Here is a 15,871-nt window from a genome sequence, read left to right on the forward strand (position 1 = left end):
ATTATCATTCATGAGTCTCAAACGGCACATCAATTCATCATCGCGGACGAGCGCTTCATCGTTGCCAACCGGCAGGCGGAGCGGCGGTCGGATAGGGGGCAGGCATGGATTCGGAGGTACGGTTCAAGGCGCTGGTGGTCGAGAAGGCGCCGGACGGCTCTTTTACCAGGAGCATCGCGCAACGAAGCGTGGGCGAACTCCCCGAGGGGGAACTCCTGGTGCGGGTGCGCTACTCTTCGCTCAACTACAAGGACGCCCTTTCGGCCACCGGGCATCCGGGGGTGACCAGGCAGTTCCCGCACACCCCAGGGATCGATGCCGCGGGGGAGGTCGTTTCCTGCAGCGATGACACCTTCGCGCCGGGAGACGAAGTGATCGTTACCGGGTTCGACCTCGGGATGGAGACCGACGGCGGCTGGGGGGAGTACATAAGGGTTCCGTCGAAGTGGGCGGTGCACCTCCCGCAGGGGCTTTCTATGCGCCGGAGCATGATGCTCGGGACTGCGGGGTTCACCGCGGGGCTCTCGGTGTTGAAGCTCGAGTGGGCGGGGGTGAGGCCGGAAAGCGGCGAGATCCTCGTCACCGGGGCCACCGGCGGCGTCGGGAGCATCGCGGTCAGCATCCTCGCCAAGGCGGGTTACCGGGTGGTGGCGGCGACCGGCAAGGCGGCCGACGAGGCGTTTCTCAAGGAGTTGGGTGCGGCACAGGTCATCTCCCGTGAGGAGGTGACGGCGGGCGTGGAGCGGGCCCTGATGAAGGAGCGCTGGGCCGGGGCGGTGGACGTGGTGGGGGGGGAGACCCTCTCCGCGGTGCTCAAATCCACGCGCTACGGCGGAACCGTCACCTGCTGCGGCCTGGTAGGCTCGGCGGAGCTCCCGGTGAACGTTCATCCCTTCATCCTCCGCGCCGTGACGCTCATCGGCATCGACTCCTCGCGTTGCCCATCCGTCCCTCGGCAGGAGGTGTGGCGCCGCTTGGCCGGCCCTTGGGAGCCGCAAATGCTCGATAGCATGGCGACGGAGGTGACGCTGGACGGGCTAGAGGAGAAGATCGGGCTGATCCTGCAAGGCGGTGTCAGGGGGAGGGTGGTTGTGCGGCTGTGAAGCCGCGAGCTAGTTTGGAAACGTCGAGGGCCGCGTGAGCGGCCCTCTTTGCGTCTTTTGTCTCCGACCTTTTCTCAGCTCACCTGCACCTCGATGCGCCGCGGCTTCGCGATCTCGGCCTTCGGTATGCGCAGGGTCAGGATGCCGTTCACGAAATCGGCTTTCGCCTTGCCGTGGTCGAGGGTTTCCGGGATGGTGAACTGCCGGAAGTAGCTCCCCAGCTCGAACTCGCGGTACACGGTGCTTCCCGGCATGGAGACCTCAGCGGGTGCGCTGATGGTGAGCACCCCTTTCTCCACGTTCACGTCGATACTGTCCTTCGCGGCACCGGGGAGGTCGGCGGTAACGAAAAGGCCTTCCTCTGTTTCGATTATGTTGACTGCGGGGCGTATGAACCTCTCGTTGGACCTCGTTTCCTCACGGGGCTGCACGTTCATTGCGTCGTTTCTTTCCGTCAAGCTGTTGGGTGCCATAGTCATGACCTCCTTCGTCATTATTTATCGTTACGATAGCTTGATCTCGATCTTCTTCGGTTTCGCGTGTTCCGCCTTGGCCATGGTGACGGTCATGATGCCGTCCCTGCACTGAGCGGCGATCCTGTTCGGGTCGATGTCGACCGGGAGCTCGAGAGTGCGGCTGAACTTGCCGGAGCCGAGCTCGGTGCGGTGGATGATCCCCTTCATTTCCGCGAAGGGCCGGCGCTCGCCGCTGATGGTCAACGTGTTCCTGAGCACGGAGAGATCGACGTCCTTCGGGTCGACGCCCGGGATCAACGCCTGCACGTAGACGTTGCCCTCATCCTCGCTGAAATTGACCATCGGGAAGCGACGGGCGGTCGTCGGGGAAAGGAACGTCGGTCCAAACGGCCGGCTGAAGCCTACGCCACGGAACGCTTCGTCAATCTCTCTCCTAAGGTTGTCCAGCTCTCTGAAAACATCCCAACTTGCCATGTGGAATACCTCCTTTCGTGATCGGTGTGATCCGTTTCTGCGCCTAAAATAATCATCATTTTTGCGGTGTCAAGGGGGTGCCTGGCGCGGAAAATGACGCTCGTCCGGCTGCTTGCGGAGAGGCGCACCCGTGCGGTGTGCGGTATACTCCCCGCATCAAGCAAAGGGGGTGGCACATGCACTCGGTGGGCAACGCGGAATTACTGAACCTGCACAAGATCGCTTTCCTGTGCTCACGGCGCTTTCCCCGCGAGGCGGCGGAGAGGGCATATCGGTGGGCGGACGAGCAGCGCGAGGCGGGAACCTGTGTAATCTCCGGATACCACTCCCCCGTCGAGAAGGAGGTGCTCTGCAGGCTGTTGCAGGGTGCCCAGCCCGTCATCATCGCGATGGCGCGGGGGCTTAACAGGCTGGCCCCGGAATGGGAGCGGGCGATCGATGCCGGACGCCTGCTGGTCATCTCCCGCTACGCGCAGAGCGTCAGCCATCCATGCGAGTCGAAATGCTATCAGCGCAACCTGATGATGGCGGAACTAGCCGACACTATTGTCATAGCGCACGTCGCGTCTGGCGGGAGCCTGGAGCGGCTGTGTATGGATTATCCCGACAAGATCATCCTTCTCTAGCAAAGCACTCTCTGAGAATCCTAAAAATAAAAATATTGACAACTCTGACTCCCTCCTTTATAAACGAATTCAATTTTCAAAACCAACGCATGATCCCACCCGAGCATCGCATCAAGTAACCGATTTCCAGTCAGGTTTTGCCTGCAGCTGAGCGGTAGTGGTGGAAGACGTTCCGGCTCTGTGAGCTTTTGCGTCTTCGATGAAAGTGGATGTCATTGTATTTGAATGCCGGGAGGGAAGCCTCCTTCAAACCGAGGCGGTAGTGACGCAGAAAAAACAGAAGGTGAAAGAGCAGTTCCACCTTTTTCTCACCAAGAAAAGGCTCAAGGCGACCCTGCAGCGCAACCTGATCCTGGATGCGTTCGTGGACCTTGATCGCCCCACTCATATGGACGAGTTGTACCTTATCTTGCGCAGCAAGCACTCCCACATAGGGCATGCGACCGTTTACCGGGCGCTGCGGCTCTTCGCCGCCGCTGGCATCGCCCGGGAATTCAGCCTGGGCGACGGGCTCACCCGCTACGAACTCGCGGGGCACGGCAAACGGCATGACTACCTGGTCTGCAGCGACTGCGGCACCGTCACCGAATTCGACAACAGCTCCATCGAGGAGCGTCAGTTGGCGGTCGCCCGCAGCATGGGCTTTACGGTGGAGGCGCTGAAGATCGAACTGCGCGGTTTGTGCAGCCGCTGCCTGACACAGTCGGACTGAAAGTCTAGTCATACGGTCATAGCCATAACGGTAATCTATGTTTCACGGCACATGTGCAGTATCACGGTCTCTTCTTTTGGAAGAACCGCGACACTGATAAAGGGACAACTGTTTTTTTAACCCGCTAATGAAATTGGCATTCAGTTTTAGAAACTGGATCCGATAGCTGTTAAAAGGCATACGTCACAAGCTGATCCAGTAATTATCGTGCTTGCTCTACATTCGATGCAGCAGCGTGAGTAACAAAGAGAAAGAGGAGGGAATCTATGTTCCAGATGAAGAAGATGAGTGTCGCCGCCGCGTTCCTTTTGGGGAACCTGTTCCTAAGCTCCGGGGCTGCCTTCGCCCTGCACCCGGATCTTGTCGTTCCGGAAAAGGTGGAGTGCAAACATAAGGCATGCCAGGAGATCCTGCGTCTCGGGAACAAGTACCAGGTCGAGGGCCTCTTCTCCAAGGAGTTCCAGGAGGGGAAGGCGGAGTGCACCCGCATGGACGTGGCGCTCGCCGTGCATCTTCTGACCGAGAAAATGGCGGAGAAGGTACTGAAGGAAGGGAACCAGGCGGTGGACAAGGAGGACCTGGTGCTGCTTAGCGACCTCAAGGAAGAGCTGCGCGCCGAGATGCTGCTGGTCAACACGAGAACCTTCCAGAACCGCCACGAGGATCTCGGCACCAAGTTCACCGCCCTCACAAGGAACATAGCCCTTTCCGGCGGCATGGTCGGCGTGCTGCAGGGCTCCATCGGCAACAGGCCCAAGGACAGCACCGATGTCGTGGGGCGTGCCGACCTCGTCTTCAACTTCAAGGTGGGGGACAACACGATCGCCGTGATCGACGTGGAAGCCACCGGCGGCGACGGCATCGACGCCAAGGTCCCCTCCTTCTCGGGGCTGAACGGCGTTGCCGGTTCCACCGGAGACCGGGTCCGCTTCCGCGAGGCCTGGATCGAGCACTCCGCGCTGAACGACCACCTGCTGCTGACCGCCGGCAAGGTGGACCTCTCCAACTATTTCGACTCCAACCTGGTCGCCAACGACGAGAACAGCCAGTTCCTCTCCGCCGCATTCGTACACTCCGCGGTGCTCCCGTTCCCGGCCAACGGCCCCGGCGCGAGAATCCTGGCGAAGCTCGCCGAGCCGCTCACCCTCGGGATCGGCTACGGCTCCGGAGACGCCGACAGTGCGGACAACTCCGACAGCGCCAACATCTTCGACCACGGCTTCGGCATCGCCGAGCTTGCCTACAAGCACAAGGTGGGGGAGCTCGAGGGTAACTACCGCGTCTATGCCGCGGTGGATGGCGCCGAGCCGGACGGTGCAAGCAAGCTGACCAAAAATAACGCCTACAGCTTCGGCGTGAGCTTCGATCAGCAGGTTACCGACAAGCTGACCCTGTTCGCACGCTACGGCGAGCGTGACCGGGACGTCTATGCCGTCAACCAGGCATGGAGCGTGGGCGGGCATTACCAGGGGGCGATTCCCGGACGCAAGGACGACGTCCTCGGCTTCGCCTACGGGCAAGTGAAGGGGGCAGGCGCGGCGGCCGACGCCCAGGAAAAGCTCGCCGAGCTTTACTACAACTACAAGGTGAGCGAGCAGATCGAGATCTCGCCGGTGGTGCAGTACCTGGCGAACCCTGCGGGGATCAGCGCGAACGACGATGTGGTGGCACTCGCCTTGCGCACAAAGATCAGCTTCTAAAGAGAGACCGGTTACCGGCTCAAGCATAAAGGAAAAGGAGCAGTCATGATTCCACTGGGACTTTTGAGCGCAGGAGAAAACGGCGAGATCGTCGAGATCATGCTCGGCAAGGGAGAAGGCGTGAGCGGCGCCGGGCAGGACAAGACCTCGGTCCGCGTGGAGGAAATGGGGCTGCGCATAGGCAAGAACGTGGAAATGCTGACCAACGGGGGCAACACCATCCTGCTCAGGGTGGACGAGGCGCGTATCGCCTTGACCCGCCGCATGGCGATGAAAATCATGGTGAGGAGATAATGCGATGAATCTGGCAAAGCTTAAGCCGGGGCAGAAGGGGAGAATAACCTCCATCGGGTCGATAGGCCCCCTGAAGCGGCGGCTCATGGACATGGGCGTGTTGGTCGGGGAAGACGTGAAGGTACTGAAGGTCGCCCCCATGGGGGACCCTATCGAGGTCAGCATCAAGAGCTACAACCTTTCCCTCAGGAAAAAAGAGGCGGAAGGGATCGCGGTGGAGGTGGCAGGGTGAGTACGCAGCTCAAATACAAGGAAGAAGAGGAAACGGCAGGCGGCGCTCCGGCGGCGGCACGCACCATCACCGTGGCGGTGGCCGGGAACCCGAACTCCGGGAAGTCGACCCTCATCAACGCCATCGCCGGGACGAGGCTTCACGTCGGCAACTGGGCGGGGGTGACCGTTGAGAAAAAGGAGGCACTCTTCGACTTCGGCGGCAGGAAGATCCGGCTCGTCGACCTCCCCGGCACCTATTCGCTCTCACCCTACTCGCAGGAGGAGATCGTCGCCCGGGACTACCTGGTGCACGAGCGTCCCGACCTGATCGTGAACGTGGTCGATGCCACCAACCTGGAGCGTAACCTCTACCTCACCGTGCAGATCATGGAACTCGGCATCCCGGTGGTGATGGCGCTCAACATCTACGACGAGGCGCAGGAAAAGGGATACCGGATCGACGTAAAGGGAATCGAGGAGATGCTGGGGATCGCCGTGGTTCCCACCTCGGCCACCAAGAAGACCGGCCTGGACGAGCTCCTCAGCAGGGCGCTTGCCGTGGCGGACTCCCCGACCGGCAGCGCGCCGAGAAAGCTCAATTACGGCGAGGACGTCGAGACCGCCGCCGATTACGTCGCCGAGGCGCTCGAGCGGAACTACCCGTCCCTCCTGGAGCGTTACCCGAAGCGCTGGCTCCTTTTGAAGCTCATGGAGCAGGACAGCCAGGTGCTGGAAAAGGTGAACCTTTCCGACGAGGGTTTCCTGGATGAGGCGCTGCACCACTTAAAGCGCGCTCACGGCGAGGATATCGAGTCGATCATGGCCGACGTCCGCTACTCGCTCGCCTCAGGGCTCACGCGGGAGATCCTGGAGAAACCGGAGCTGCGCCAGACCGAACTGACCGAGAAGATCGACCGCATCGTGCTGAACCGCTTCCTCGGGATACCGATCTTCATGGCGGCCATGTGGCTGTTGTTCAAGCTCACCTTCGACCTCTCCTCCCCCTATGGGGACTGGCTCCGCGCGATGACCGAGGGTCCCTTCAAGCGCTGGGCCTCCGCCATCCTCACGCCGCTGGGCGCGCCGGACTGGACGGTGTCGCTCGTGAACGACGGCGTCATCGCCGGGGTCGGCTCCGTCATCGTCTTCGTGCCGGTGATCTTCGCGATGATGTTCTTCATCACCTTCCTGGAGGGAAGCGGCTACATGGCGCGCGCCGCCTTCGTCATGGACCGCACCATGCACTCCATCGGCCTGCACGGCAAGTCGTTCATCCCGATGCTGCTCGGGTTCGGCTGCAACGTGCCGGGGATCTACGCGACGCGCACCCTGGAGAACCCGAAGGACAAGGTGCTGACCGCGCTCCTCGTGCCGCTCATGTCCTGCGGGGCGCGCCTGCCGGTGTACGTGCTCTTCGTCGGGATCTTCTTCCCGAACAACTCGGGCACGGTGATCTGGTCGCTGTACATCATGGGGATACTGCTGGCGGTGCTCATGGGGCTCGTCTTCAAGAAGACCCTGTTTCGCGGCGAGGCGCCCATGTTCATCATGGAGCTCCCCCCGTACCGCATGCCGTCCTTCAGCAGCCTGTGCGTACACACCTGGGAGAAGGGGAAACACTTCCTTTTCAAGGCCGGTACCTACATATTCGCCGTCTCGGTCCTCGTCTGGTTCCTTTTGAACCTCCCCTGGGGCGTCGAGCACAAGCGCGACTCCTACCTCGGGCAGGCGGGTGCGGCGGTGGCTCCCATCTTCGAGCCGGTCGGCTTCGGCAACTGGGAGGCGGCCTCCTCCCTCATCACCGGCGTCATCGCCAAGGAGATCGTCGTCGGCACCATGGGCGAGATCTACGCGCCGAAGCACGGCGAGGAAAAAAAGGAGATCCCCACCCTGCAGGAAGATCTCAAGGAGATAGTTACCTCTTTCGGGGAGGCTTCGGTTAAGGCAGTGAAGACGCTTCTCTACCTCCCACAGCCGGAAGAGAAGGAGGAGGACCAAGGCGGGCTGAAACTCGCCATTGGCGGGGCCTTCACGCCGCTCACCGCCTACGCCTTCATGGTGTTCGTTCTCCTCTACATGCCGTGCGTTGTGGCCATCGCGGCTATGCGGCAGGAATTCGGGACTTGGAAATGGGCCGCGGTGGGGCTTTTGTACCAAACGGCGCTCGCCTGGGGCGCAGCGCTCATCGTCTACCAGGGGGGACGTCTCCTGGGATTGGGAGGTTGATATGGGAATTGCCGACTTTGTCATTGCGGCCGTGATCGTGGCCGGGGCATGCTACATCCTTTACGCGACGCTTTGGAAGAAGAAGGGGTGCTGCGGTTGCGAGGGTGGGAGCTGCTGCAAGAAATGATCAGGTGAAAAGGCTACGGGCCGGAGGGGATTCCCTCCGGCCCGTGCTGTTTCGGGTGGCTGCTGCGTGGCTCAGGCGTAGGTGGAAAAGCCTTCCTGCGGGTTCACCGTCGCCGCCTGCTGGGCGAGTATGTTGGCCATCTGCATCTGCGCTGCGGCAGCGTTTTTGACCAGTTCCACGGAAATTGCCTGCTGGGTGAGTGATGCGGCGCCTGCTACCTGGGCGGCTGCTATGGTACTGACATCCATGATTCTTACCTCCTGCCTCGTCTACCTCGGCCGTTGCAACACTTATCGGCCTGGCATGCCGAAACTTTAGGGGAACATGGTCCTCCGGGGCTCTCCCCCTTGCTATTCCTTCAACGTGGTGTCGACCCGGATCTCGCTGGTGAGGGTGCGGTGCACCGGGCACTTCTCGGCAATCTCCAGGAGCTTTTGGCGCTGGTCCTGGTCCAGATCTCCTATGAGCTCTAGCTCGCGGGTGAACTTGTCGATGCGCGTGTCCTGCGACTCGCAGTCGCGGCAGTCCTCGGCGTGGATCTTGTGATGGGAAAGGCGCGCCATGGCGTAAGTGAGCGGCCATCCCTTGCGCCGGGCGTACATCTGCACCGTCATCGTGGTGCACGCCCCGAGGGCGGACATGAGGAATTCGTAGGGGGACGGCCCCTCGTTGGTGCCGCCGTAACTCACCGGTTCGTCCGCCACCAGGCTGAACCCGTTGGCGGAGATCTCGGTGCGGAACCCTTCTTCACCGGTGCGGGCGGTGACCCGGTTGTCCGAGGCCTGGAATTCGGGCTGGCCCATAGGGGCCTTGTCGACGACGTCGAGATACCGTGCGGCCCAGCTGGCGATGACCTCGCCCGCGTACCTCGAGTCGACGGCGTTGGACAAGAGATGGTCGGCCTCGCCGAGGGAGATGAAGCTCTTCGGGTGCCGCGCGGCCTGAAAGATCTGCGTGGCGTTTTCTATCTGCACGATGCTGTCGGCAGGCGAGTGCATGACGAGGAGCGCTCCCTGGAGCCGGGCGAGCGTTTCCGCCGGGCGTTGCGTCTCCAGGTCCTCCAGGAGTTCCTTCCTGATGGTGAAGTAGTTCTCGCCAAGATGCACGGTTGCCTCGCCATGGCGCTCGATCTGGTCGGTCGAGTCCCCGAGCAGCCTGCGCAGATGGGCCGGGTTGTAAGGGGCGGCGATGGTGACGATAGCGGCCGCCGAAGGTATCTCTGCTGCCGCGACAAGGACGGCGGAGCCTCCCAGAGAGTGGCCGACCAGAAGGCTCGGTGCCTGGTACTCGCGTTCCAGGAACTGCGCCGCCGCTACCAGGTCGCTCACCTGGGTCGTGAACGTGGTGCTGGAGAAGTCGCCCTCGCTCTCCCCGAGGCCGGTAAAGTCGAAACGCAGTACTGCGATGCGCCGGTTGCTCATGGCGCGGCTTATGTTGACTGCCGCTTTTATGTTCTTCGAGCAGGTGAAGCAGTGGGCGAAGATGGCATAGGCGACAGGCGGCTCCCCATCCGGCAGTTCCAGACGCGCAGCAAGCTGTAGACCGCTGCTGTTGGTAAAAGTGACCTTCCTGGTATCCATGCGGAACTCCTTTCGTTGGTTGTGACCCATAGGTAACAATCATAGTACCCGCCAGTGACACGTCAACAACTTGCCGATTAGCTGTGAAGATGGATGGCCGGGATGTCGGCCCGTGTGTTTGCAAATGTAGATAATGCGATCTAAATCACAAATGCCTGTGCTTTATCTCTTTTCTCTTTCCGATGAATAGGATATATAACAAGATCTTGTAGGAATATTATTAAATGCAATGCCATCCTGGGAGTTATAGATGTTTGCCATGTGGTCTATAAAGAAGCGCGTTGTAGTATCCGTCCTCACTCTCTGTCTCGCCAGTATCACCATACTCGGAATCTTCGCCTACCAATATCAGATGCACCAGATGCGTGAGGGGCTCAAAGATGAGGCCAGCAACAACGGTCGCCTCTTCGAAGCGATCCTGAAGGGGGACGCCGAGGGACTCGCAAGGGCCCACACGGGACTGGACCGGCTTGACTTCCTGCTCGCCCCGTTCGCCGCCGGCAACAAGGACGCGCTGCTCGCCGTGGCGAAGCCCGTCTTCAGCGAGATCAAGCAGAACAACAACATAACGCACATGTATTTCATACAGCCCGACGGCAAGGTGCTTTTGCGGGCGCACAAGCCCGAACAGGACGGTGACATCCTGAAGCGGGAGACCTTCCTGAAGGCGCAGGCGACCAAGCAGATGTCGTGGGGCTTGGAGATGGGCAAGAACTTCTTCTCCTTGCGCTGCGTGAAACCCGTCTCCTACCAGGGTAGGGCGCTGGGGTACATGGAGGTCGCCGAAGAGATCGACCACGTCTTCCAGCAGATGAAGCAGATCACCGGGAAAGAGATGAGTCTCTTTCTCACCAACGATTTCCTGAAGAGCAAGGGGACCGACGTCAAGACCGAGCAGGCAGGGAACTTCCGGATCCTTTACCCGACGCAGAAGGAGGTGGCCTTGGGGCTCGCCGCCGGACTGGCTACCGAAATGAACCAGGCGCTCAAGGAACCGCAACTCTCCATCATCTCCTACAAGGGGGGCAAGTACTTGGTCGGCATCGGGCCTGTCAAGGATGCGTCGGGTGAAACCGTCGGGGTTCTCTTCTCGCACAAGGAGATCGGACCCCTGTTCGCCACCATGTGGAAAGGGGTGGCGGCTCAGATGAGTATCTTCATCGCCATTCTCTTGGCCGGTGTAACCTTCCTTTACCTGTCGCTCAAACCGAGCATCGCTCTCTTCGAGACCCTCAAGAAGCACATCGTCTCCGTGACCACGGACTGGGATCTCAACAAACGCCTTCAGGTGGACACCCAGGACGAGATCGGCGAGCTTGCCGCAGACTTCAATACCATGACCGAGAAGCTTGCGCTGATGGTGCGCCAGGTGAACGTCTCCAGCGACGAGTTGGGATCCGTCTCGGGCAACCTGGTTCAGGTTTCCAGCACGGTGATGGGTGCGGCCGAGCAGCAGTCTACCTCGGTGCATGAGGCGTCCAGCGCCATGACCCAGATAACCGGCTCGATCAAGGGCGTTGCGAAGGCAGTCGAGGGACTGTCCCAGTCGGCCTCGGAGAGCTCATCGTCGATTCTGGAGATGGCCTCGAGTGTCGAGGAGGTGGCCCTGAACGCCGAGGCGCTCGCCCACCAGGTTGATGAAGTGGGATCGGCCATCATCGAGATGGCTGCTTCCATCAAACAGGTGGGGAGAAACGCGGATCTCCTGCTCGAAGAGGCGAGCATCAACTCCTCCTCCATCGTAGAGATGGACAGCACGATAAAGGAAGTGGAGAAAAACGCCCTGAACACGGTGAAGATCTCGGAGTCGGTGAAGCAGGACGCGGAATTCGGCAAGGGAGCGGTGGAGTCGACCATCCTGGGGATCAACGCCATCAAGCAATCTTCGCGCATCACCTCCGAAGTGATAGCGAACCTCTCCCAGCGCGCAGGCGACATCGGGGCGATCCTCTCCGTCATCGACGACGTCGCGGAGCAGACAAACCTTCTGGCGCTGAACGCGGCCATCATCGCCGCCCAGGCCGGGGAGCACGGCAAGGGCTTCGCGGTCGTGGCAGGGGAGATCAAGCAGCTTGCCGAACGGACCAGCGCCTCGACCCGCAAGATAGCCGATGTGGTGAACGGGGTTCTCGCGGAGACCGACCGCGCGGTGGTCGCGATATCGCAGGCGGAACAGAACATTGCCCAAGGGGAAGAGCTGTCCAGGAAATCCGGTGAGGCGCTCGAGAAGATCGTGAGCGGCGTCCAGATGGCGACCGAGCAGGTCAACGGCATCGCCCGCGCCACCGCCGAGCAGGCGCATGGCAGCATGATGATCAGGGATACGACGGAGAAGGTTACCTCCATGGTGCGTCAGATCGCCACCGCCACGCGCGAGCAGGGTGAAGGCAGCACCCTCGTCCTCTCATCGGTGGAGAAGATGAGGACCCTGACCGAACAGGTGAAGAATTCGACGCGCGAACAGAGTAACGTGGGTAACTTCATCGCGAAGTCGACCGAGAACATCACCGAAATGATCCGTCACATCCAGAGGGCCTGCGACGAGCAGAGCAAGGGGGCGGACTTGGTGTTGCCCGCGGTTGAGAGCATCAAGAGCGCCACCGAGAGCAACCTCGGGGCGGTCAAGGTGCTGGGCGAAAGCATGTCGGCACTGGCGGCCCAGATCGAGGGCCTGCAGCAGGAGATCGACCGCTTCGACGTTTCATCGTCTTAACGGGGATCGCGCGCGGGGAGCCACTTGCACACTGCGCGAGACCCTTTGCACACTGCGCGAAACCCTTTGCACAGTGCGCGAGACCCTTTGCACACTGCGCAAGACCCTTTGCACACTGTGCGAGACCTCTTGCATACTGCGCGGGGCCCCTTGCGCACTGTGCGAAACCCCTTCCGCACAGCAGCACTCTTTCCGTGGCTTGCCCCTCTCATCTACCGTTGCTTTTTCAAATCAAAAGTTCCCGCCCCCTTTGCCTGCGCCTTCCTGAAAACCGGGTATAATTCCTGTCGTTGTTTTTCCTATGGCTCCCTCGCGGCAAGAAAGGGCGGCAGTCCGTATGACCCAAAACAATGGCACCTTCACCGTCATGACCTACAACGTGCACCGGCTGACCGGCAATGATCGCCATACTTCAGCCGCGCGCATCGCACAGGTCATCGAAACTTACCAGCCCGACATCGTTGCTCTTCAGGAACTCCCGGGGGCGCGCTTTCGCCCGGAAATCGGTGGCGCTTGTCAGGATTTGGCGCACGAATTGGCGTTGGTGGTAAGACGGGACGTCCGCTACGACCTCGAGCGTGAGCGCTGGGGCAACGTGGTCTTCAGCCGGTTTCCCATGCGGCTGGTTCGGGCGGGGGGGCTCCACCCGGAGAACCGGTACCGGACCATGGTGCCGCGGGGCGCGATGTGGGTGGAGATCGACGTCAACGGACAGAAGCTGCAGTTGGTGAACACCCACCTCGGGCTCACCCCGCAGGAGCGCAGCTACCAGGCGAAGGTGCTGACCGGGGCAGACTGGCTCGCCCATCCCGAGTGCCGCCCGCCGGTGGTCTTATGCGGCGACTTCAACGCCATGCCGAGCTGGAGCATTCACAAGCGCCTCCGGAACGCACTACAGGATGAGCAGGAGCGGCTGAAGTTCGGGCACACACAGTTCACTTTCCCGAGCAACATGCCGATCGTCAGGTTCGATCACATCTTCATCTCGCCGGACCTGAGCGTGGAAAACGAGCTGATCCCGCGCACCAAGCTGACTGCCGTGGCTTCAGACCACCTGCCCCTGATCGTGACGCTTCGCTTTGGCGCCAATGGGAAAAACGGCGTTGGGAGATAGTTGCATCGAGGGGGGCAAAAGGCCTAAAGTCGGAACCGTGATCGGCCGATGAGGAGTCAGAATAGGACAACGTCCAACACTGGGAATGGAGAGGTGCCATGAGCGAATACACCGAGATGCCGGCAGATATGGAAGTACAGGAAGTGATCCTCGATCGGGTCCTGCAGAACACGGGGGCTTTGCTGGAAATCTGCTTGGTCAAACACGGCAAACAGTATGAAGCGGCCATTTTCGTAGACAAGAAGTACAAACCGGGCCCCCCGCTGCCCCGTCCGCTGGAGTCCCCCTCCGGCCAGGCCACCCACTGGATGGGGGTCCGTCCCAAGGTCGGGCTCTCGCAGGAGGAGACCGAAAAAATCATCTACGAGGTCCAGGGCGTGAACGCTCTGCACCGCATCACGATGAAGGATACCTGGGGAAGTCTGCTGGACGCCGTCTAGTCAGGCACCGAATCCTCAACGATGTGAAAAGGGCCGCTCCCGTGAGGGAAGCGGCCCTTTTCTTGTTTCCGGATGGACGGCGGAGTGAGGGGCGGACGGTTACATCTCTACCCGGGTCAGAACGCCCTGCAGCTTGCTCGCGGGAAGCTGGTTGAACTGCACGAAGTTCGGGCTCAGCTTCTTGATGCCGCTGAAGATCTTCCAGATCGGGTTGGGGGTCGTGATGTCCTCCACGCCGTAGAAAATGACCTTCTCGTTGATGTTGTTCTTCTTGAGCAGGGCCTCGATGTCGATCACCTCCATGTATCCGGCGAAGATCTCGAAGGAGTCAAGGCCGCTGCCGCGCTTCTCGGTCAGCTTGTAGGAGACTCCGAACGGTTCGTCGGTCCTGATGATGGAGATGAAGACGTTGCGCTCGTAGATGATGTTGCTCCGGATGATGCAGTGCACCACGTAGGGGGGGACCACGGCCCATTCACGGGTGAAGAAGAGCCCGGTGCCCGGGATGGTGCGTCCCTTGGCGAAGATCTGCTCGTAGGAGAGGAGGAAGGTCTCCACGTCCAACGGCTTGAGTGCCTTGTAAAGCGCCCGCTGTCCCTTGGTCCAGATCAGAATGGTCATGAAGGGGACGGAGGCGAGGATGATGGACCAGTAGCCGCCGTGGGGCAACTTGTTCAGGTTCGCGATCAGGAAGACGGCATCGATGAGGGTGACCGCAAGAGCGATGGGTGCCTTCCACTTCTTGGTGGTGTTGGCGAAGATCCAGGTCATCATGATGCCGGTGATGGTCATGGTCCCGGTGACGGCAAGACCGTATGCGGCTGCCAGGTTCTCCGACTTGCCGAACAAAAGCATGATGAAGATGACCAGCACCATGAGCGACCAGTTCACCGAGCTGATGTAGATCTGTGACTTGAGATGGCTCGAGGTGTAATCAACCTTCATGAGCGGCATGATGCGCGTGGTGATTCCCTGATAGACGATCGAGAACACCCCGCTGATGAGGGCCTGTGAGGCGATGACGGTCGCGAGGATGGTGAGGATCAGGAACGGGATGTAGAGGAACTGGGATTCCCCCTGCACCATCCCGAAAAGGGTGTTCTTCTCGTGCGGGTGCTCCAGCAGGAACGCCCCCTGGCCAAGGTAGTTGATCACCAAAGCCACGAAGACGAAGTACCAGGCCCTGACGATCGGCTTTCTGCCCAGATGTCCCATGTCGGCGTAAAGAGCTTCACCGCCGGTGGCGCACAGGATGACTTCCGATAGGACGAAGAAACCCGAGAGGCCGTTGTCCAGGAAGAACTTTATGGCGTACCAGGGGGAGATCGCCTTGACGACCTCCGGGTGCCCGGCGATGGCGATGAGGCCTGTCACGGTGAGTGATGCGAACCAGAGCACCATGAGCGGACCGAAAGCCCCCGCCACCTTGTCGGTTCCCCGCGATTGGAAGATGAAGAGGGTTATGGCTATGACTGCCGCGATGAAGATCAGAACGCCCTGCGACAGACCTGAGAACGTCGGGATCAGCACGAGACCTTCCACCGCGGAGAGGATGGAAATGGCCGGCGTGATGACGCCGTCACCCAGGAGCAGCGAAACGCCGATGAAGGAGAGCAGGGCGATGAAGCCCATGGCACGCCCCCCCTTGAGCAGGCGGACCAGGATCTCCTTCAAAACGATGGTGCCGCCTTCCCCTTTTCTCCCAAGGCTCATGGCGAGCCAGGCGTACTCGACGGTGACCAGGATGATCAGGGTCCAGACGATAAGCGACAGGATGCCGAAGATGTTCTCCGGCTTCGGAGGGGTGATGGCGAAAATGACGGAGAGGGTATAGATGGGGCTCGTGCCGATGTCGCCAAAGACGAGGCCCATCGATTTGACTATCCCGCCCCAGTATGATTGTTCGTGTTTTTGCATGGAGAGGCCTCCAGTTATTCTAGCGGCGCAACTTATAGCACCGCTCTCAGCCTGACACAAGAAAAACCGGAAAAATTGCCGTTGTATCGGCAATACAAGCGGCGTCCCGCTCGCCTCGTTGTGTGTGAAGCGCATCTGCTTCGGACTCGTCCTGAG

At 60.6% G+C, this 15,871-nt stretch carries 16 protein-coding genes; 11 read left to right on the forward strand and 5 right to left on the reverse strand.

Features of this window, described 5'->3' with window-relative positions:
• Positions 1-104: 104 nt before the first annotated feature.
• Positions 105-1,103 carry a YhdH/YhfP family quinone oxidoreductase gene (locus E8L22_RS07480; protein ID WP_136524553.1) on the forward strand — a complete coding sequence of 333 codons (999 nt, stop codon included), beginning with the start codon at positions 105-107 and terminating at the stop codon, positions 1,101-1,103.
• 74 nt (positions 1,104-1,177) lie between these two features.
• Here E8L22_RS07480 and E8L22_RS07485 read toward each other — a convergent pair whose 3' ends face one another.
• Positions 1,178-1,576 (reverse strand): Hsp20/alpha crystallin family protein, encoded by a 399-nt coding sequence (locus E8L22_RS07485; protein ID WP_136524554.1) that lies wholly within the window; start codon positions 1,574-1,576, stop codon positions 1,178-1,180.
• 30 nt (positions 1,577-1,606) lie between these two features.
• Positions 1,607-2,053, reverse strand: coding sequence for an Hsp20/alpha crystallin family protein (locus E8L22_RS07490; protein WP_136524555.1), 447 nt, complete (start codon positions 2,051-2,053; stop codon positions 1,607-1,609).
• Positions 2,054-2,190: 137 nt separating this feature from the next.
• Between E8L22_RS07490 and E8L22_RS07495 the strand changes: the two genes are divergently transcribed.
• The 7 genes from E8L22_RS07495 to E8L22_RS07525 all read left to right on the forward strand — a co-directional run bounded on the left by E8L22_RS07495 (position 2,191) and on the right by E8L22_RS07525 (position 7,951).
• A complete protein-coding gene (locus tag E8L22_RS07495; protein ID WP_342792563.1) occupies positions 2,191-2,679 on the forward strand; it encodes a DNA-processing protein DprA in 489 nt (162 codons plus the stop codon).
• A gap of 262 nt (positions 2,680-2,941) precedes the next feature.
• Positions 2,942-3,391: a Fur family transcriptional regulator gene (locus E8L22_RS07500; protein WP_246044572.1), complete on the forward strand. Its 450-nt coding sequence runs from the start codon at positions 2,942-2,944 to the stop codon at positions 3,389-3,391.
• A 266-nt stretch (positions 3,392-3,657) separates the two neighbouring features.
• Positions 3,658-5,091, forward strand: coding sequence for a carbohydrate porin (locus E8L22_RS07505; RefSeq protein ID WP_136524558.1), 1,434 nt, complete (start codon positions 3,658-3,660; stop codon positions 5,089-5,091).
• A gap of 45 nt (positions 5,092-5,136) precedes the next feature.
• Positions 5,137-5,385 (forward strand): FeoA family protein, encoded by a 249-nt coding sequence (locus tag E8L22_RS07510; protein WP_136524559.1) that lies wholly within the window; start codon positions 5,137-5,139, stop codon positions 5,383-5,385.
• Positions 5,386-5,389: 4 nt separating this feature from the next.
• The gene (locus tag E8L22_RS07515) at positions 5,390-5,617 is read left to right on the forward strand and encodes a FeoA family protein (RefSeq protein ID WP_136514936.1); all 228 of its coding nucleotides are present in this window, start codon (positions 5,390-5,392) and stop codon (positions 5,615-5,617) included.
• Complete coding sequence (feoB, locus tag E8L22_RS07520; protein ID WP_136524560.1) at positions 5,614-7,824, forward strand: ferrous iron transport protein B; 2,211 nt, start codon at positions 5,614-5,616, stop codon at positions 7,822-7,824. The genes E8L22_RS07515 and feoB overlap by 4 nt, the downstream gene beginning before the upstream one ends.
• 1 nt (position 7,825) lies before the next feature.
• Positions 7,826-7,951, forward strand: a complete 126-nt coding sequence (locus E8L22_RS07525) for a FeoB-associated Cys-rich membrane protein (protein ID WP_136524561.1) — start codon at positions 7,826-7,828, stop codon at positions 7,949-7,951.
• Positions 7,952-8,022: 71 nt separating this feature from the next.
• Here the strand turns inward: E8L22_RS07525 and E8L22_RS21495 are convergent, their stop codons facing one another.
• Positions 8,023-8,199: a hypothetical protein gene (locus E8L22_RS21495; RefSeq protein WP_198420124.1), complete on the reverse strand. Its 177-nt coding sequence runs from the start codon at positions 8,197-8,199 to the stop codon at positions 8,023-8,025.
• Positions 8,200-8,301: 102 nt separating this feature from the next.
• The gene (locus tag E8L22_RS07530) at positions 8,302-9,531 is read right to left on the reverse strand and encodes a bifunctional alpha/beta hydrolase/OsmC family protein (RefSeq protein WP_136524562.1); all 1,230 of its coding nucleotides are present in this window, start codon (positions 9,529-9,531) and stop codon (positions 8,302-8,304) included.
• A 250-nt stretch (positions 9,532-9,781) separates the two neighbouring features.
• Here E8L22_RS07530 and E8L22_RS07535 point away from each other — a divergent pair, with 250 nt between their 5' ends.
• From E8L22_RS07535 to E8L22_RS07545, 3 genes are all read left to right on the forward strand, one after another.
• Positions 9,782-12,244 carry a methyl-accepting chemotaxis protein gene (locus tag E8L22_RS07535; protein WP_136524563.1) on the forward strand — a complete coding sequence of 821 codons (2,463 nt, stop codon included), beginning with the start codon at positions 9,782-9,784 and terminating at the stop codon, positions 12,242-12,244.
• Positions 12,245-12,581: 337 nt separating this feature from the next.
• Positions 12,582-13,358: an endonuclease/exonuclease/phosphatase family protein gene (locus E8L22_RS07540; RefSeq protein WP_136524564.1), complete on the forward strand. Its 777-nt coding sequence runs from the start codon at positions 12,582-12,584 to the stop codon at positions 13,356-13,358.
• 98 nt (positions 13,359-13,456) lie between these two features.
• Entirely contained in the window at positions 13,457-13,798 is a 342-nt protein-coding gene (locus E8L22_RS07545) for a hypothetical protein (protein WP_136524565.1), read from the forward strand.
• A gap of 99 nt (positions 13,799-13,897) precedes the next feature.
• Here the strand turns inward: E8L22_RS07545 and E8L22_RS07550 are convergent, their stop codons facing one another.
• Positions 13,898-15,715 (reverse strand): KUP/HAK/KT family potassium transporter, encoded by a 1,818-nt coding sequence (locus E8L22_RS07550; protein WP_136524566.1) that lies wholly within the window; start codon positions 15,713-15,715, stop codon positions 13,898-13,900.
• Positions 15,716-15,871: the final 156 nt, after the last annotated feature.

The sequence above is a fragment of the Geomonas ferrireducens genome (assembly GCF_004917065.1).
Taxonomy (GTDB): domain Bacteria; phylum Desulfobacterota; class Desulfuromonadia; order Geobacterales; family Geobacteraceae; genus Geomonas; species Geomonas ferrireducens.